This window comes from uncultured Ruegeria sp. (genome assembly GCF_947497005.1).
In the GTDB taxonomy this organism is placed as follows: Bacteria; Pseudomonadota; Alphaproteobacteria; order Rhodobacterales; family Rhodobacteraceae; genus Ruegeria.
The window spans coordinates 179,528-197,965 of record NZ_CANMFF010000006.1; the positions used below are offsets into that span (position 1 = coordinate 179,528).

The window sequence follows — 18,438 nt, forward strand, 5'->3', positions numbered from 1 at the left end:
GCTGACGCAGATTCAACGTTTGGATCTGGAGATCGCCGTGATTTTGCCTTGCTACAATGAGGCAATCGCCATTGGCGAAACCGTTCGGCAATTCCGAGAAGCCCTGCCAGATGCCGTAATTTACGTGTTTGATAACAACTCTACAGACGACTCCGTCAGAATTGCGCAAGAAGCAGGGGCGCTTGTCTATTCCGAAACATTTCAGGGCAAAGGCAACGTTGTCCGCAGGATGTTTGCTGACGTGGATGCGGATGTCTATGTCATGGCTGACGGGGATGCGACCTACGACAGCACGGCGGCACCCGAACTTATCGACCTGCTTGTTTCACAGAATCTGGATATGGTTAACGGCGCGCGGGTGAATGAAGAAACCGAGGCTTATCGGCGCGGCCACAAATTCGGGAACGCCTTGTTCAGCGGACTTGTGAAGTTCTTTTTCAAAAGTAAAATTAGTGATTTGTTGTCTGGATATCGTGTTTTTAGCAGGCGCTTTGTCAAAAGCTTCCCTGCCGTTTCGAACGGCTTTGAAATTGAGACAGAGCTGACAGTTCACGCGATGCAGATGCGAATGCCAATCGGTGAGATACAAACAAAATACTCTTCACGTTTACCGAACTCGAATTCCAAATTGGCAACTTTCTCGGATGGTTGGCGAATTCTCAAAATGATTGGTCTGTTGATCAAGGACGAAAAACCCGTCGCGTTTTTCCTGTCATTGGCCTTCCTGATATTTTTGCCATCGCTTTTCGTGTTTGTGTCTGTCTTTAGGGAATTCTTGGTGACAGGGCTTGTTGATAGAATCCCGTCTGTTGTCGTGGCAGTATCCGGGTTTGTCGCAACCATGCTGTCAATTGTCTGCGCACTGATTCTGGACTCTCTGGCTCAGGCGCGGCGGGAAGCACGACGCCTTTCGTATTTGCGGCATAAAGGTGTAGCTGCGTCGGCGGTCAAACAAATGCAACCGTCGCTTGTAAAAACTGAAACCCGTCGGTTCGGTTAACTAGAAAAGCGTATTACGGCTTTCTTTCAGACAAACAAGCAATCTTGCTATTTCATTCGTCAGCGAATGAACAAGATGACCTATCAGAAGACTTCTCCAGACTGAAAAATGTAAATGGCCAGCACCCCAAATGCTGGCCATTTTCTGAGTGAGTGATATAGCCCTAAGGCCTCACCAGTGAAATTCTTTGTCTCCACATAACTAAGGCAGGCTGAAGTTACGCGCTATTAGGGGAATCCCGTAAATTTTAAATTTATTGCCTAAGCATTTGAAAAGTATTGGATTATTTTTTCGACCCATCCAACTCTTTCGTCAGGTATCATTTCTGACAACAAAATCGCGACACAGAACATAGGAAGTAAAGCTGAGATATTGGCGATCTCTGCGTGCTTTTAAGTCATCTCACCGTTTCTGGAAAAAAAGGACCGCACAACGGCGGTCCCTTCTTGCCTTCTCGAACGGGCGACATTCGCCTGTCCGTTCACCGCTTCTAGCCAATGATCGCATTGAGCGTGGTGCTGGGGCGCATCACGGCTGCAGTTTTGGCTGGGTCGGTGTGATAATAACCACCCAAGTCCGCAGCCGGTCCCTGAGCGGCGGCCAGCTCCGACAAGATTTGCTCTTCCTTGCCCGCCAGCTCGGCGGCCAATGGTGCAAACTCTGCCGCCAGCTCGGCATCATCAGATTGTGCAGCCAGAGCTTCGGCCCAATACCGTGCGAACCAGTAGTGGCTGTCGCGGTTATCAGGTTGGCCGACTTTACGGCTGGGCGAACGGTTGTTGTCCAGAATGCCCTGAGTTGCCGTTTCGGCCGCGGCCCCAAGAACACCTGCTTTCGCGTTGCCTTTGCTGTCGGCCAGGAAGTTCAGAGACTCACCCAAAGCACAGAACTCACCCATCGAATCCCAGCGCAGGTGGCTTTCCTCAACCAGTTGCTGCACGTGTTTCGGGGCCGATCCCCCTGCCCCGGTTTCGAACAGGCCACCACCATTCATGAGCTTGACGATAGACAGCATCTTGGCCGAGGTGCCCAGTTCGAGGATCGGAAACAGATCGGTGAGATAGTCCCGCAGCACGTTGCCGGTGATGGCGATCGAATCATTACCGGCTGTGATGGTCTCCAGCGATTGACGAGTGGCCTCGCGAGGGGCCATGATCCGGAACTTGTCAGCCGCGTCAGCGACCTCAAGCGTCGGTTTGACGTATGCAATCAGTTCGGCGTCATGGGCGCGGTTTGCGTCCAGCCAGAAGATCGCCTCGGAACCGGTCAGGCGTTGGCGGTCCAGAGCCAGCTGAATCCAGTTTTCGATCGGTGCCTTTTTGACAGTGCAAGACCGCCAAATATCACCTTCTTCCACATCATGGCTATGCAGTGTCTCGCCATTGGCCAGAACAATGCGGATCGAGCCGTCAGCAGGGGCCTGGAATGTGGTCGGGTGTGAGCCATATTCCTCAGCCTTCTGCGCCATCAGACCGACATTGGCGACAGCGCCTGCGGTCGCAGGGTTCAACGCGCCATTGGCTTTGAAGAAGTTGATCGACTCGTCATAGACGGTTGCATAGCAACGGTCGGGGATGACGCAGTTGGTGTCTCCCTTGGCACCGGCCTCGTCCCAGCCCTTGCCCCCAGCGCGGATCACGGCAGGCATCGAAGCGTCGATGATCACATCCGACGGTACGTGCAGGTTGGTGATACCTTTGTCGCTGTCGACCATGTACATCGCCGGACGGTCGCCTTTGATCGCGTCTATCGCGGCCATGATGTCCGCATTACCCTGAACGCGATCCAGCAAGTCTCCCAGACCAGAGTTCGGGTTCACACCCAGAGCGTCCAGCTCCGCACCGTATTTCTCGAACACCGGAGCCAGCCATGCCTTGACCGCATAGCCGAAGATGATCGGGTCACTGACCTTCATCATCGTGGCTTTCATGTGCAGCGAGAACATAGTGCCGTCTTTTTTGGTATCTTCGATGGCATCCGTCAGGAAAGACGACAGCGCTTTGACCGACATGAATGTTGCATCGGCCACTGTGCCTTCGTCCAGCGTCCAGCCGTTTTTCAGGACGCTCACACTGCCGTCTTTGCCAACGAATTCGATCTTGGCATCGCCCGCCTGTGCTGCTGTGATGGTGCCCGATTTCTCATTAGCATAGAAATCATTGCCCGTCATCGACGACACTTTGGTTTTGCTGTCAGAAGCCCAGGCACCCATCGAATGCGGGTTCTTCTGAGCGTAGTTCTTGACGGCCTTGGCCGCTCGACGGTCGCTGTTGCCTTCGCGCAGCACCGGGTTCACGGCAGAACCCTTGATGGCGTCATACCGCGCGCGGGTCGCCTTTTCTTCATCCGTCGAAGGCTCTTCGGGATAGGTGGGGATGTCATAGCCCTGCGACTGAAGCTCTTCGATCGCCGCGACCAGCTGCGGGACCGAGGCTGAGATGTTCGGAAGCTTGATCACGTTGGCGTCGGGCGTCTTCACCAGTTCACCCAGCGCAGCCAGATCATCAGTGATGCGCTGATCGTCGGTCAGGTTTTCCGGGAAGGTCGCAAGGATACGGCCAGCCAACGAGATATCCTTGGTTCCGACACTCACACCAGCAGCCGAAGCGAACTTGCGAATGATGGGCAGAAACGAGGCGCTGGCCAGTTCGGGCGCTTCGTCTACAATGGTATACAATATGTCGAAGTTCGATTTATCTGCCATATTCTTTTACCTTTTTAAGCCTTTCAGGGGCGTGCGATCCAAGAGTTAAGGCCACATCAGTGCGGCACGGGAGGGACGCGATCACGATACCGCCCCTGGGTGACTCTGTTTTGACAGGGCTTCCCATAAATCACGATGGGCTAGGAATCAATCGTATCTAGACGCGCGTTTTGCCACGGGTCTTGGATTTGCACTTGGGTGCGTGGGATCAACCTGATTGTGGACCAAGGTTCGAAAAGCCCAGTTTCTGTTCGATGTGGCGGATATGGTCATCAATCGCTTTGTTGATATGTGCCGTTGATCCCGCGCGGGCCTGCGGGTCAACAGGCACGCCGGCTCCCTCTATAATATCAAGATGGAGTTTTGGGGCATGGAGGCCACCTTTTTCCAAGAATTGATGGTATTCTGCGCGGGCGAGATCTGTTGCACCCAACGCTGCGAAAGTATGGCTTCGCGTTATCCACTCAGTACCTTGCCCATAGATTACGTATCCGAGTAAAAGATCAATCGTTCTTCTGACAGAACCTTTATCTCTCCACTGAATTTTGTTCTCTGCTTTCGCATAGGCTTCGGCGTACTCAATCCCTTTTTTCTCATCGCCAAGTTTCATGTGTATCAGCGCAAAAAGCAACAAGTCTGCTGATGGGTTGGGTGCAATCGCCATTCTTTTCTCGATCGCGTTCAAGGCTTTTTCCAGATCATAACGATGACGCAGTTCATATGAAACTCGTATATCATGAGCCCACGGTTGACCCGGCCATTTCACTTCGGCCTCCGCCAAGTAACGTTCAAATTCTTTGGGCGATAATGTGTCATACAGCAAATTCAAGTACCGGGAACCGGCATCTCCAAAACCCGGTTCAAGTTCCAAAACGCTTTCATAGCCTTCCAACGCAAGGGGCACATCACCCCATGTTTGCATCTGTTTTGCCACGTTGAACAAAACATATGTGCTGTTGGGGCTTATCTTTTGTGCTCGTTCCAAATCAGCACGGGCACCGGTTTTGTCCGCCAAGGCATTCTTGGAATAGCCCCGCCATACGAGTGTAACCGCTTCCTCATCGTTCAAAACCAGCGCGCGGTCCGCATCGTCTATTGCCTGCTCGTATTTCCGAATTCGATGCAAGGCCTGGGCCCGTTTGGCGTGGTAATCCTGACGCTCATCCAAAGCCTCAGCATCACGACTGAGCAGGTCTGTACAGGCGCGGAAAACCATTTCTGACCCACCGCCCGTCTGACAAGCTGCCCGTTGATTGGCGTATTGCGTTTCCGATTTTGAAGGCGTGTTGAACGATAGCAAAAGCGCCGTGCAAACGACAATCAACGCGGCAATACGAATGCGCATAATGGCTTCAAAACAAATCTCTTTCTACTATGAGTAGTTGCTTATCAGGTAGCAAACAAGCTTAACGGGTCAGCCAATATCCCAGTTTTTATCGAAACCTTTGCCCCGTCTCGGGGTCAAACATCATCGCGCGGTCTGGCTGGATTGAGATGCCAATCCGGTCGCCTATTTTGCTGCGTTGATCGTCCCGTTCTTCTACAATCAATTTGTCACCATTGGGCGTTAACAGATACGAATAAGAAACGCCCCCAAGTGCTTCGGTCAGGTCCACGGAGCAGGTGTCTGCCGCGCGATCGATGTGAATGTGTTCCGGGCGCATCCCTAAAGTCACCTTGGTCACACCGGCGGGCACGGATGCCGAAACATGCAGGGGCTGCCCAAGCGCGGGGTGAGTGACGTGGCCGTCGGCATAGTCGCAGTCCAGAAAGTTCATGGCGGGTGAGCCGATGAAACCTGCAACAAACCGGTTGTCGGGATCGCGATATAGATCCATTGGTGCCCCCACCTGCTCGATCCGACCATCGCGCAGCACGACAATCTTGTCGGCCATAGTCATGGCTTCAACCTGATCATGGGTCACATAGATCATGGTCGCACCGATTTCCTGATGCAGACGTGCGATCTCCACACGCATTTCCACGCGTAATTCGGCGTCCAGATTGGACAACGGTTCGTCGAACAGAAACACTTCGGGTCCACGAACAATTGCGCGACCAATAGCAACGCGTTGCCGCTGACCACCAGACAAGGCTTTGGGTTTGCGTTTAAGGTACGGGTCAAGCTTCAGGATGTTTGAAGCTTCCTGAACTTTGATTTTTATCTCATCCTTTGCAACACCATTCATACGCAAGCCAAAACCCATGTTTTCAGCTACACTCATGTGCGGATAGAGCGCATAGGTCTGGAAAACCATCGCCACGCCCCGCTTGGCGGGGTCCATATGGGTCACCTCGCGTGCACCTATGTGAATCTCGCCTTCCGAAGTTTCTTCAAGCCCTGCGATCATCCTCAGCAAGGTGGATTTTCCGCACCCCGAAGGTCCGACAAAAACGCAGAATTCGCCATCTTCGATCTGCAGGTCGATCCCGTGAATGACTTGGGTCTGTCCATACCTTTTGATCGCCTGGTTCAGAGTTACACCTGTCATGTCACTTGCATCCTGTCGTTTCTGGGGTCAGGGCGGGTTTCGGGAAACCGCCATGCTTGTGCCTCGGCTCCAATTTGTTCGGCCACACGCTGTACACGTGGCACCCAGGCTTCGAGTTGTTTGAAATCCATACGTTCGGTAGATCCGGTCACCGAAATCGCGCCTAGTATTCGGCCATTCGATGTCAGAACCGGACATGCGATACAAATGATGCCTGGCTCGTGTTCTTCGTCATCAATGGCAAATCCCCGGGAGCGAATCCGGTCAATATCTTCCCGCAGCACCTGTTCAGAGGTCAGAGTCTTGTCGGTGAAACGGTGATAGCTTTGCTGGGATATTGCCCTGTTCAGCGCGTCTTCGTCCAGATACGCCAGCATCGCTTTGCCGACACCCGTACAATAGGCCGGACCAACTTTACCTGCCTGTGAATACATCTCAATTGGCTGCGCTGCATTGCGTTTGTCGACATACAGGACCTGGCTTGAATCGAGCTGCGCCAGATGCACAGTCTCGCCCGTTTCGCGGCTGAGCATGTCCAGAAATGGTCTTGCTATGGGTGCCAGAGAGCTTTGGGTCCATGCCGCATGGGCCAACCGCACCAGTCGCATCCCGGGCGCATAGGTCTGCCGATCACGATCGTAGGACAGCATTCCCTGATTGGTCAGGGATTGCAGGAATCGGTATAAGGTGGCCTTTGGAAAAACACTGCTTTCCAAAAGTTCAGCGAATCGAACAGGGCGTCCAAACGACGCCACTTGATCCAGCACATCACATGCTTTGCCTATTGTTCCGTCACCTGACACGGTTCAGCGCTCTCCTCCATTTATCCATAGCCATCTTCACGAGGGTCTTGACAAGACTAACCGACTCGATGTGTAGTTTTCAATATATAAAACTAGGTTTCAATATTTGGAACTAAAAATGAAAGCTAAGGGAGGAAACCATGAAATCCATGTTCAGGCACACTGCGGCTGCTCTGGCGGTCGGTGTTGCATTTGCTGCGCCTGCTGCCGCTGAGCTGACCGGCGAGTTGCGCATTTTTCTCGACACATCAAACCCGGCACCGCGTGCGACGATGGAGGCGATGATCGATCGGTTTCAGCAACAGCATCCTGGTCTGGAAATCGAAACCACAGTGATCGATCGTGAGGCATACAAGACCCAGATCCGCAATTTCCTGACCGCAGACACCCCCGACGTTGCCACATGGTACGCGGCCAACCGGATGAAACCTTATGTCGAGGCTGGCCTGTTCGAAGACGTATCCGATCTGTGGGCCGAGCCTGAGATTGCCGACAACCTCGCTTCGACCAAAGGTGCGATGACCATTGACGGCAAGCAATGGGGCGTGCCGTATACCTACTACCAGTGGGGTGTCTATTACCGCAAAGACATCTTTGACGAGCTGGGCCTGAGCGAACCGACCACTTGGGAAGAAGAGCTGGCCAACTGTCAGAAGATCGTCGATTCAGGGCGTGCCTGCTATACCATTGGCACCAAGTTCCTTTGGACTGCTGGTGGCTGGTTCGACTATCTAAACATGCGGACCAACGGGTTTGACTTCCACAATCAGCTGGCAAACGGCGAAATCAGCTGGGAAGATGACCGGGTCAAGCAGACCTTTGCTAACTGGAAACAGTTGATCGACATGGGTGCCTTCATCGACAACCATCAGACCTATAGCTGGCAGGAAGCCCTGCCCTTCATGGTCAACGGTGAGGCGGCAGCCTATCTGATGGGTAACTTTGCTGTGGCACCGCTGCGCGACGCCGGATTGACAGATGATCAACTGGACTTCTACCAGTTCGTCGCTATCAACCCTGATGTCGAACTGGCCGAGGACGCGCCAACCGACACATTCCACATTCCGGCCAACGCCTCGAACAAAGAGGCCGCGCGCGAGTTCTTGCGTTTTGTAGTATCCGCGGACGAGCAGACCGAAATCAACAATGGAGCGAACCTCGGCCAGTTGCCGGTGAATGCCCAGTCCGCAGTGGATGAAGACAAGTTCCTGCAGCAAGGATTCGAGATGCTCTCGTCGAACAGTCCTGGGGGCGTTGCCCAGTTCTGGGATCGCGACGCACCGGCAGAGATGGCGAAGGCATCGATGGAAGGCTTCCAGGAGTTCATGGTCAAACCCGACAATACTGACCGTATCCTGGCCAAGCTGGAACGCGCCCGTCAGCGTATCTACGATAACTGATCAGGCATGGGCCGGGCTAAAGCCCGGCCTGCGCTCCCGTAAAACGTAAGGCGGGTTTCAGCCCGCCTTGCCCCAACAAAACCCGAGTTTCCCATGACAGCTGCCGTCGACGCCCCAGATCAGGAAAGCTGGTTCCACCGCAACCAACAGCGCCTCGCACCGTGGTTCTTTCTGGCCCCGGGTCTGCTGTTCTTCTTGGTCTACGTGATCATCCCAGTGTTCCAGTCCTTCAACTTGTCGCTCTACGAATGGGATGGTTTGGGCGCTGCAGAATATGTTGGCTTTCGCCATTACGAAGACCTCTATTGGGAGTGGGTCGACCGGGACGCGTTTTATACTTCGCTGAAAAACAACCTGATCTGGCTGCTACTCTATTTGTTGGCCATTCCGGCAGGCTTGTTCATCGCGCTGTTCCTAAATCAAACGGTCTGGGGCATTCGCCTATATAAGTCTTTGTTCTTCTTTCCATTTGTTATTTCTCAGGTCGTTGTTGGGCTGGTGTTTACATGGTTCTACGATCCGACCTTTGGGTTGTTGAATGAATTCCTCGGCGTCTTCGGCCTCGGCCCGCTGAACGTGTTGGGCGACGAGCGTTTTGTGACCTACGGTATCATCTTCGCAGGTCTCTGGCCGCAGACGGCGTATTGCATGATCCTTTACCTCACCGGTCTGAACGCCGTGGACCCCGAGCAAATCGAGGCCGGACGTCTGGACGGCGCAAAAGGCGCGAAGATGTTGTGGCACATCATTTTACCGCAACTGCGTCCTGCTACTTTCATCGCCTTCGTTGTCACCATCATCGGCGCACTGCGCAGCTTCGACTTGATCTCGATCATGACCCAGGGAGGACCGTTCGGTTCGTCCCGTGTGCTGGCTTATTACATGTTCGAAGTCGCGCTTTCCGAATACGGCTTCCGCATGGGGTACGGCGCAGCCATCGCGGTAATCCTTTTCCTGATCATGTTGTGCTTCATCGCCTATTTCCTGTGGTCGATGTACCGTGAAGAGAAGGGGCACTGAGATGTTTCCCAAACCCATCGAAAAACAACCTCGCGCGGCACAGATCACCTATCAGGCCATGCTTCCCTTGGCACTGCTGTTGTGGTTGGGGCCATTGCTGGCGGTTGCCCTGTTCTCGGTCAAACCGGCAGCGGACTTTACCAACGCGAATTACTGGGGCATGCCGTCCAGCTTCGAGGGCGCGTTCAATTACGGGCAGGTGTTCTTCAATTCGGACATGCCGCGTTACCTGCTGAACTCGTTCATGATTACCGTCCCGACCGTGATCGGAGCCGTGGCGCTCAGTTGCATGACGGGGTTTGCGCTCGGCATCTACAAGTTCAAATCTAACCTCTGGATCTTCTTTATGTTCGTGGCAGGCAACTTCGTGCCTTTCCAGATCCTGATGGTGCCGGTGCGTGACCTGACACTGGAACTGGGCCTCTACAATACCAAAACCGGCCTGGTTCTCTTCCACATCGCCTTCCAAACAGGGTTCTGCACGCTCTTCATGCGCAATTTCATCCGTGCCCTGCCCTTCGAGCTGATCGAGGCCGCTCGGGTCGAAGGCATCAGTGAATGGCGCATCTTCTGGTATGTGGTTCTGCCGCTGATGAAGCCCGCAATTGCGGCGCTCAGCGTACTGATTTTCACTTTTATCTGGAACGACTATTTCTGGGCCGTCGTCCTGACACAAGGGGCCGAAAGCCAACCTGTCACCGCAGGGATTACCAGTTTCAATGCGCAATTCCGCGCCGCCTATCAGTTGATGAGCGCCGGTTCCATTGTCGCGGCCCTTCCGCCTGTCGCGATGTTCTTCCTGATGCAAAAACACTTCATCGCAGGTCTGACATTGGGGGCTGTGAAATGACGAAAATAACGTTCATCGGTGCGGGTTCCACGATTTTCATGAAAAACATCGTGGGCGACGCGCTGCTGACTCCGGCACTGGCGGACAGCCACTTCGCACTCATGGATATTGACGCGCAGCGTCTGACTGAAAGCGAAGCCGTTGCCAGAGCGATGATCCGCTCAGCTAGCACCGGTGCGACTGTTACCACTCATACGGATCGCCGCGCGGCGCTGGACGGGGCCGATTTTGTCATCACGGCGTTTCAAATCGGCGGGTACAAACCCTGCACAGTGACGGACTTCGATATACCCAAACAGTACGGGTTGCGCCAGACCATCGCCGACACGCTCGGCGTTGGGGGTATCATGCGTGGCCTGCGAACGGTGCCGGTTCTGTGGGATGTGGCGCAGGACATAATGCAGCTCTGCCCGGACGCGACATTGCTTCAATATGTAAACCCGATGGCCATCAACACGTGGGCATTGTCAGAACAGTTCCCGGCATTGAAACAGGTGGGCCTCTGCCACTCGATTCAAAACACAGTCGAGGAACTGGCCCATGATCTGGACCTGCCTAAGGACGGGTTTCGCTACAAGGTCGCAGGCGTCAATCATGTCGCATTCTTCCTGCGTCTCGAACACGAGGGGCGTGACCTCTATCCTACATTGCGGCAGGGATATGCCTGCGGGCGTCTCCCGAAACCGCCGTTGCTGATGCCTCGCTGCCCTAACAAAGTCCGTTACGAAGTCATGGATCATCTGGGCTATTTCTGCACAGAAAGCTCGGAACACCTGGCGGAATATGTCCCCTGGTTCATCAAGGGCGGGCGGCAAGACCTGATCGAGCAGTTCTCTATACCATTGGATGAATACCCGACCCGCTGTGAGGAACAGATAACTAAATGGAAAGACGAAGCCAGAACCATGACCGATGGGCGCGAATTAGACGTCATCCGCAGCCACGAATTCGCTGCGGATCTGATGAACGCAATCATCACCGACACGCCCTATGCGGCCTATGGCAACCTGCCAAATACTGGTCAGATCCCACAGCTACCGCTGGGATCAGCGGTTGAAACACCCTGTTTGGTCGATGCAAACGGTGTTCAACCTTCAATCGTCACAGATATCCCTGCGCAATTGGTCGCCTTGATGCGCAGTCAGATCAACGTTCAGGAGCTGACGGTTCGGGCATTGGTCGACCAGAACCCTGAACACATCTATCATGCCGCCATGATGGATCCGCACACCGCTGCCGAGTTGGACCTTCGCCAAATCCGAAGCCTGGTTGATGACCTGCTTGTTGCTCATGCCGACTGGTTGCCCGACTGGTGCCGCCCAGCGCGCGCCGCCTGATCTTCATCTTTTTTCAAATACTCAAACCCGACCCTTGCCCAGAAAAGCTCCAAAAAAAATGACAAAACGCCGCTCACAACATTGGTACGGAAAACTCGACAAGGATGGCTTCATTCATCGGTCCTGGATGAAGAACCAGGGTTTTCCCGATCACGCCTTTGACGGGCGGCCCGTCATAGGCATCTGCAACACATGGTCAGAACTTACCCCTTGCAACTCGGGCCTGCGCGATCTGGCCGAAGGCGTCAAACGCGGCGTGTGGGAGGCCGGAGGTTTCCCGGTCGAATTCCCGGTCATGTCGCTGGGCGAGACCCAGATGAAACCCACCGCCATGCTGTTCCGAAACCTGCTGGCAATGGATGTCGAGGAATCGATCCGCGCCTATGGCATTGACGGCGTCGTGTTACTGGGCGGCTGCGACAAGACGACACCGGGGCAGTTGATGGGCGCAGCCTCGGTCGACTTGCCCTCAATCGTTGTTAGTTCCGGCCCCATGCTGAACGGCAAGTATCGCGGACAGGATATAGGCTCTGGCACTGATGTCTGGAAGTTTTCGGAAGCCGTCCGCGCCGGAGAGATGACCCTGCAGGACTTCATGAACGCCGAGTCCGGCATGTCACGCAGCGCCGGAGTTTGCATGACCATGGGAACGGCCAGCACCATGGCTTCGCTGGTCGAGGCGATGGGTATGTCGCTGCCCACTAACGCCGCCTTGCCCGCGGTTGATGCTCGCCGCATGGCGCTGGCACATCTGACCGGCATGCGGATTGTCGAGATGGTGGACGAAGATCTTAAACCGTCAGACATTCTGACCAAGGAAGCCTTCGGGAATGCGATTTTGGCCAATGCCGCCGTGGGTGGATCGACCAACGCGGTAGTTCATTTGCTGGCGTTAGCCGGTCGCGCAGGCGTGGACTTGACCTTGAAAGACTTCGAAATCGGATCTGAAATCCCGTTGTTGGTCAACTGCATGCCGTCGGGAAAATACCTGATGGAGGATTTCTGCTATGCAGGTGGTGTCCCCGTCGTGCTGAACGAACTCAAACCTTTCCTGCGTCCGGCAAAAACGGTGCTGAATAAGGACATCTCGGCCCATTACGAAGGGGCTGAGTGTTTCAACACGGATGTCATCCGCCCCTTCGACGATCCGGTTAAACCTGCTGCAGGTTTGCGCGTTCTGCGCGGCAACCTTGCGCCGAACGGGGCCATCGTAAAGCCGTCGGCGGCAACAGATGCCCTTCTGGAAACCGAAGGGGAGGCCTTCGTTTTCGAAAACATCGAAGACCTGAAAGCCAATATCGACCGCGAGGACCTGCCAGTCACGCCCGAGAGCATTCTGGTGCTCAAAGGCTGCGGCCCCAAGGGCTATCCGGGGATGCCTGAGGTCGGCAATATGCCGATTCCAGCCAAGCTGGTGAAAGACGGCGTGCGCGACATGATCCGCATCTCGGATGCCCGCATGTCGGGAACTGCTTATGGCACCGTCATTTTGCATGTCAGCCCCGAGGCGCAGGCGGGCGGCACCCTGGCGCTGGTCAAAACCGGCGATCGCATCCGAGTTTCCGCCAGTAACGGAGAACTGGAATTACTAGTGGACGAAGACGAACTGGGCGCCCGCCGCGCCGTGTGGCAACCGGATGATCCGCATTACACCCGCGGCTACGCGAAACTTTACATCGACCACGTGTTGCAAGCAGATCAGGGCGCAGATCTCGATTTCCTTGTTGGCAAAGATACCCGCCTCGTGACCAGAGAGAGCCACTGATGACCCAATCAGCAACATTCCATGATCTGAACGGGGCGTCGGTTTATATCACCGGCGGTGGCTCGGGCGTCGGTGCGGCGCTGACAGATGGATTCATGGCTCAGGGCGCCAATGTGGCCTTCATAGGCCGTTCCGAGGCCAGCGGATTTGTCGAAGAGATGCGCGACAAGCACGGCCGCGCGCCGCTGTTCCTGCAGGGGGATATGACGGACACCGAACTGCTGCATTCAACAATGGTCAAAGCCGCCGATACGCATGGCCCACTGAATGTGTTGGTAAATAACGCAGCCAATGATCAACGCCATTCGCTGGAAGAATCTACAACCGAGTTCTGGGACCGGATGATCGAAGTGAACCTGAAAGCCTACTATTTCGCCTGTCAGGAAGCGGCCCGACAAATGAAAGATGGTGGAGCGATCATCAATTTTAGCTCGATCAGTTATATGATGGGCAATGCAGGCTATCCAATCTATACGACGTCGAATGCCGGGATTACGGGGATGACACGTTCATTGGCACGCGAATTGGGACCCAGGAAGATCCGTATAAATGCGCTGGCACCTGGTTGGGTTCTGACGCAAAAGCAGCTGGATATGTGGGCCACGCCCGAGGATTTGGCTGCGCATTTGGACCGGCAATGCCTAAAAGAACACCTCAAGCCCGAGGATATGATAGCTCCAACACTATTTCTGGCATCCAATGCCAGCCGCGCGATGACCGGACAATGTATGGCCGTTGATGGCGGCGTCGTGGTTTCGGGGTGATAGGATGAAAACAGACTGGATCGCCGTTGATTGGGGAACATCTCACCTGCGGGCCTGGGCCATTCAGGGGACTGCCGTGTCGGATCATGCGCAATCCGACAAGGGTATGGCGCGCGTCGGACCTGACGGGTTTCAAGCCGCCCTGTTGGAATTGATCTCAGACTGGATAAGTGGCGGCCCCGTTGACGTGATCGCCTGCGGTATGGTCGGTGCCCGGCAAGGCTGGGTCGAAGCACCCTATTCGACCGTCCCGTCGGACCCTTTGCCGGATGTCCCAATCCGTGTACCTGACACTGACCCACGCATCCGGGCATTTGTCATACCCGGTTTGAAACAGTTGACCCCGCCGGATGTAATGCGGGGTGAGGAAACACAGATTGCAGGATTTCTGGGCGCGCGTCAGAACTGGGACGGCGTCATCTGCCTGCCCGGCACCCACACGAAATGGGTTCAGGTGAGCGCTGGCGAGGTTGTGAGCTTTCGTACCTTCATGACGGGTGAGTTGTTCGATCTGCTGTGCGGGCAGTCAGTGCTGCGACATTCAGTAGGTCGGGGCTGGGACGACACCGCATTCGTCGACGCGGTTGCAGATACGTTGTCCAAGCCCGAACAGCTGGCCGCTCGCCTCTTTGGCCTGCGGGCGGCGGATCTGCTGCAAGGAGAGGACAAAGGCACTGCACGCGCCCGGCTTTCGGGTTTGTTGATCGGGGCAGAACTAGCGGCGACACGGCCTTATTGGCTGGGGCAGCAACTGGCCATTATTGGCGCGGAAGGCGTGTCACAGACATATGCAACAGCACTGCAACTGCAAGGCGCGTTTGTTGAAACTGCAAATGCCACCGAGGCCACACTGGCCGGGCTGGCGCTGGCGCGAAACATGACAAGGCAAACCGCATGAGTCGTCCTATCATCGCCATTCTGCGTGGATTGAAACCTCAGGAAGCCAAGGCCGTCGGGCGTGCTCTCATTGATGCCGGGATCGATCGGATCGAAGTGCCACTCAATTCACCGGACCCGCTCGACAGCATCGGCATATTGGCGGAAGTTTTTGGAAGTCAGGCTCTGATCGGTGCGGGCACTGTTTTGACGGTCGATCAGGTGGACACTGTCTCGGCTGTTGGCGGCAAGCTGGTGGTGTCGCCCAACTATGATGCGGGTGTGATCCAACATTCCGTTGCGCTGGGTATGCAAAGCTGGCCGGGTGTTTACACCCCAACCGAAGCCTTTGCAGCCCTCAAGGCCGGAGCCACAGGGTTGAAGCTGTTTCCGGGTGTGATGGCCGGTCCGACGGGATTGGCCGCATTGCGTCCGGTTTTACCCACGGACACACTTGTCTTTGCAGTCGGTGGGGCCGGGCCTGAGAATTTCGGACAATGGATAAAAGCCGGTGCGAATGGTTTCGGGATAGGATCGGCGCTTTATAAACCCGGCATGGATGTCGCCGAAATCGCAGACCGCGCCCGGCAGATCGTAACGGCCTATGACGAGGCTGTTGGATGAGCACGATCTTTGACGACCGCCCCTGCAAGCTGGGCGAAGGCCCGTTGTGGCACCCTGAAAGACAACAGCTTTTCTGGTTTGATATCATCGGCAAACGCCTAATGACTCGTGAAGGCGATAAGCCAAAAAGCTGGTCCTTCGACGAATATGTCTCTGCCGCAGGTTGGGTCGATTACGATACATTGTTAATGGCTTCGGAAACCGGTCTTTGGCGTTTTGACTTGCTGTCCAGTGAACGGATTTTGATCGCGCCTGTGGAAGCGGATAACCCCGTCACCCGTTCAAATGACGGACGCGCCGATCCGTGGGGGGGATTTTGGATCGGAACAATGGGCAAGCAAGCTGAGTCTGGGGCTGGATCAATCTATCGCTTCTGGAAAGGTGAACTGAGGCGCCTGATTGCGGATGTGACAATCTCGAATGCGATCTGTTTTGCCGCTGATCGTTCGGTTGCCTATTTCTGTGACACGGCAACAAAGCACGTCAGACGATGGCGTCTGAACCCCGAAACCGGATGGCCGGAGGGGGACAGCAGAGTTTTTCTGGATTTACGCGAAGAAGGCCTGAACCCAGATGGGGCGGTCGTTGATGCCGAGGGGAATATCTGGATTGCACAATGGGGCGCTGGACGGGTCGCGGCATACACAGCCGACGGTCAGTTTCTGAGCGCTGTTTCCGTAGACGCATCACATACGTCGTGCCCCGCTTTCGGTGGCAGAGATCTGACGACGCTGTTTTGTACGTCGGCGCGTCAGGGGCTGAGTAAGGAGGCAATTAGAAGCCAACCAGAAAACGGCATGACTTTTGCCGCGCCAAACGCGGGGCAAGGTCAGGCAGAACACCAGGTCATCCTATGAAGCCGGAACTTGGCGTTTGTTACTACCCCGAACACTGGCCTGAGACGATGTGGGCGGAAGATGCCGCACATATGGTCGAAACAGGCTTGACCTGGGTGCGCATTGGAGAATTCGCATGGAGCCGTATGGAGCCGCAACCCGGTGATTTGCAGTTCGAGTGGCTGGATCGCGCGATTGAGACACTTGGGTCAGCCGGGTTGAAGATTGTGCTTGGCACCCCGACGGCTACACCGCCGCGGTGGATGTTGGACAAGCATCCGGACATGCTGGCCGTGGACCAGCGCGGAAACACGCGCAAATTTGGGTCGCGGCGACATTATTGCTTTAGCCATCAGGGCTATGTCGATGAATGCACCCGCATTGCAGTGATAATGGGTGAGCGTTACGGCGAAAACCCGCACGTTGCTGCCTGGCAGATTGATAACGAATATGGGTGTCACGACACCACGGTCAGCTACAGCACCCCTGCCCTTCAGGCGTTTCGCCACTGGCTAGCCGCTCAATACGCAACCATCGATACGCTGAACGAAGCATGGGGCAATGTGTTCTGGTCGATGGAATATCGCGACTTCGAAGAAATCGATTTACCCAATCAAACCGTGACTGAACCGAACCCTGCCCATGTATTGGCTTTCCGGCGTTTCAGCTCGCAGCAGGTTGTGACGTTCAACAAGGCTCAGGTGGATGCGCTGCGGCCATTGACCGACGCGCCGCTTTTGCACAATTACATGGGCCGCACTCTGGATTTCGACCATTTCAAGGTCGGAGCAGATCTGGATATCGCCACCTGGGACAGCTATCCGATCGGTTTCTTATCGGACCGGCTGGAAGGCGGCGAAGCGCATAAGATCGCCTTTCTTCAGCAGGGCGATCCGGACATGCAGGCGTTTCACCATGATCTCTACCGGGCCGTTGGACGTGGCCGATGGTGGGTTATGGAACAACAACCCGGCCCGGTGAATTGGGCACCGTATAACCCGGCACCTTTGCCGGGAATGGTACGCCTGTGGTCTCTTGAGGCTGTGGCCCATGGCGCAGAAGTGGTGAGCTATTTTCGTTGGCGACAAGCCCCCTTCGCGCAAGAACAAATGCATACAGGTTTGCTGACATCGAATAATCGCCCGGCACCTGGGTTGGCCGAAGCCCAGCAGGTTGCGGATGATCTGGTCAGGTTGGGCGAGGTGCAACAGGTGCAAGCCAAAGTGGCAATTCTGTTCGACTATGCTTCGGACTGGGCGTGGTCAACACAGCCGCAGGGCGCAAGTTTTGATTATTTCCGGTTGGTCTTTTCGGCATATCGCGCTCTGCGTCGTGCCGGTTTGTCCGTTGATTTTGTTTCGACAAATGAGAATTCAGCACATTATGCACTGATCCTGGCACCCGGCTTGGCAACAATTGATCCAGATTTGGAACATCGCCTAGCCAAAAGCTGCGATCTGGCAATCCTTGGGCCGCGCAGTGGCGCGATCACTCACGATTTTCAAATACCCAACTCGGGCCGACCCGGCCTGTGTAAATTAGATTGCGATGTTGATTTGGTTGAATCTCTGCCGTCCACAAGTGAACGCGCGGTTCATGGGGGCGGCGCGGCGCGGCATTGGATCGACCGGCTATCAGGACAGGCTGAAGACCTTCTGAGCTTTGAGGATGGGACGTCCGCACTCAAGGCAGGAGATGGAATTTGGTATCTGGCAGGTTTCCCGGACGAAACGCTTTGGGATCGAGTCATCGCCATGGCTGCGAAAAAAACTGGGTTAGATCTGCAAAAAACACCGCAGGGACTGCGACTTCGCGAGACGGCCAACCATGTATTCCTGATCAACTACAATGCTGAACCCGCGGTCTGGAACGGGCACACCGTCCAAGGCTGTGACGTTGAAATCCTGAAACGCGATCCGTCCGAACCGACCTGAAGTCCGTCCGGGCGGATGCCGAGGTTATGGCCC

Annotated in this window: 15 protein-coding genes; 11 read left to right on the forward strand and 4 right to left on the reverse strand. The window is 55.2% G+C overall.

Features of this window, described 5'->3' with window-relative positions; genetic code table 11:
- The first annotated feature begins 37 nt into the window (after positions 1-37).
- Positions 38-1,000, forward strand: a complete 963-nt coding sequence (locus Q0816_RS10590; protein WP_298850178.1) for a glycosyltransferase family 2 protein — start codon at positions 38-40, stop codon at positions 998-1,000.
- 490 nt (positions 1,001-1,490) lie between these two features.
- On the opposite strand, the gene Q0816_RS10595 is transcribed toward Q0816_RS10590, so the two are convergent.
- From Q0816_RS10595 to Q0816_RS10610, 4 genes are all read right to left on the reverse strand, one after another.
- Positions 1,491-3,704: an NADP-dependent isocitrate dehydrogenase gene (locus tag Q0816_RS10595; RefSeq protein ID WP_298850179.1), complete on the reverse strand. Its 2,214-nt coding sequence runs from the start codon at positions 3,702-3,704 to the stop codon at positions 1,491-1,493.
- 208 nt (positions 3,705-3,912) lie between these two features.
- Positions 3,913-5,049 carry a hypothetical protein gene (locus Q0816_RS10600; protein WP_298850180.1) on the reverse strand — a complete coding sequence of 379 codons (1,137 nt, stop codon included), beginning with the start codon at positions 5,047-5,049 and terminating at the stop codon, positions 3,913-3,915.
- Between the two features lie 88 nt (positions 5,050-5,137).
- Positions 5,138-6,196: an ABC transporter ATP-binding protein gene (locus Q0816_RS10605; RefSeq protein ID WP_298850181.1), complete on the reverse strand. Its 1,059-nt coding sequence runs from the start codon at positions 6,194-6,196 to the stop codon at positions 5,138-5,140.
- A complete protein-coding gene (locus tag Q0816_RS10610; protein ID WP_298850183.1) occupies positions 6,193-6,999 on the reverse strand; it encodes an IclR family transcriptional regulator in 807 nt (268 codons plus the stop codon). The genes Q0816_RS10605 and Q0816_RS10610 overlap by 4 nt, the downstream gene beginning before the upstream one ends.
- 140 nt (positions 7,000-7,139) lie before the next feature.
- Between Q0816_RS10610 and Q0816_RS10615 the strand changes: the two genes are divergently transcribed.
- The 10 genes from Q0816_RS10615 to Q0816_RS10660 all read left to right on the forward strand — a co-directional run bounded on the left by Q0816_RS10615 (position 7,140) and on the right by Q0816_RS10660 (position 18,405).
- The gene (locus tag Q0816_RS10615) at positions 7,140-8,399 is read left to right on the forward strand and encodes an extracellular solute-binding protein (RefSeq protein WP_298850185.1); all 1,260 of its coding nucleotides are present in this window, start codon (positions 7,140-7,142) and stop codon (positions 8,397-8,399) included.
- Between the two features lie 93 nt (positions 8,400-8,492).
- Positions 8,493-9,419 (forward strand): carbohydrate ABC transporter permease, encoded by a 927-nt coding sequence (locus Q0816_RS10620; RefSeq protein ID WP_298850186.1) that lies wholly within the window; start codon positions 8,493-8,495, stop codon positions 9,417-9,419.
- A gap of 1 nt (position 9,420) precedes the next feature.
- Complete coding sequence (locus Q0816_RS10625) at positions 9,421-10,269, forward strand: carbohydrate ABC transporter permease (protein WP_298850188.1); 849 nt, start codon at positions 9,421-9,423, stop codon at positions 10,267-10,269.
- The gene (locus Q0816_RS10630; protein ID WP_298850190.1) at positions 10,266-11,606 is read left to right on the forward strand and encodes an alpha-glucosidase/alpha-galactosidase; all 1,341 of its coding nucleotides are present in this window, start codon (positions 10,266-10,268) and stop codon (positions 11,604-11,606) included. Before Q0816_RS10625 ends, Q0816_RS10630 begins: the two co-directional genes overlap by 4 nt.
- A 58-nt stretch (positions 11,607-11,664) precedes the next feature.
- Positions 11,665-13,371: an IlvD/Edd family dehydratase gene (locus Q0816_RS10635; protein ID WP_298850192.1), complete on the forward strand. Its 1,707-nt coding sequence runs from the start codon at positions 11,665-11,667 to the stop codon at positions 13,369-13,371.
- Positions 13,371-14,135: an SDR family NAD(P)-dependent oxidoreductase gene (locus Q0816_RS10640; protein ID WP_298850194.1), complete on the forward strand. Its 765-nt coding sequence runs from the start codon at positions 13,371-13,373 to the stop codon at positions 14,133-14,135. The genes Q0816_RS10635 and Q0816_RS10640 overlap by 1 nt, the downstream gene beginning before the upstream one ends.
- 4 nt (positions 14,136-14,139) lie before the next feature.
- On the forward strand, positions 14,140-15,033 hold the full coding sequence (locus tag Q0816_RS10645; protein WP_298850196.1) for a 2-dehydro-3-deoxygalactonokinase: 894 nt from the start codon (positions 14,140-14,142) through the stop codon (positions 15,031-15,033).
- Positions 15,030-15,635, forward strand: coding sequence for a 2-dehydro-3-deoxy-6-phosphogalactonate aldolase (locus Q0816_RS10650; RefSeq protein WP_298850198.1), 606 nt, complete (start codon positions 15,030-15,032; stop codon positions 15,633-15,635). Before Q0816_RS10645 ends, Q0816_RS10650 begins: the two co-directional genes overlap by 4 nt.
- Positions 15,632-16,492 (forward strand): SMP-30/gluconolactonase/LRE family protein, encoded by an 861-nt coding sequence (locus Q0816_RS10655; protein ID WP_298850200.1) that lies wholly within the window; start codon positions 15,632-15,634, stop codon positions 16,490-16,492. The genes Q0816_RS10650 and Q0816_RS10655 overlap by 4 nt, the downstream gene beginning before the upstream one ends.
- Positions 16,489-18,405 carry a beta-galactosidase gene (locus Q0816_RS10660; protein ID WP_298850202.1) on the forward strand — a complete coding sequence of 639 codons (1,917 nt, stop codon included), beginning with the start codon at positions 16,489-16,491 and terminating at the stop codon, positions 18,403-18,405. The genes Q0816_RS10655 and Q0816_RS10660 overlap by 4 nt, the downstream gene beginning before the upstream one ends.
- The last annotated feature ends 33 nt before the right edge of the window (positions 18,406-18,438 follow it).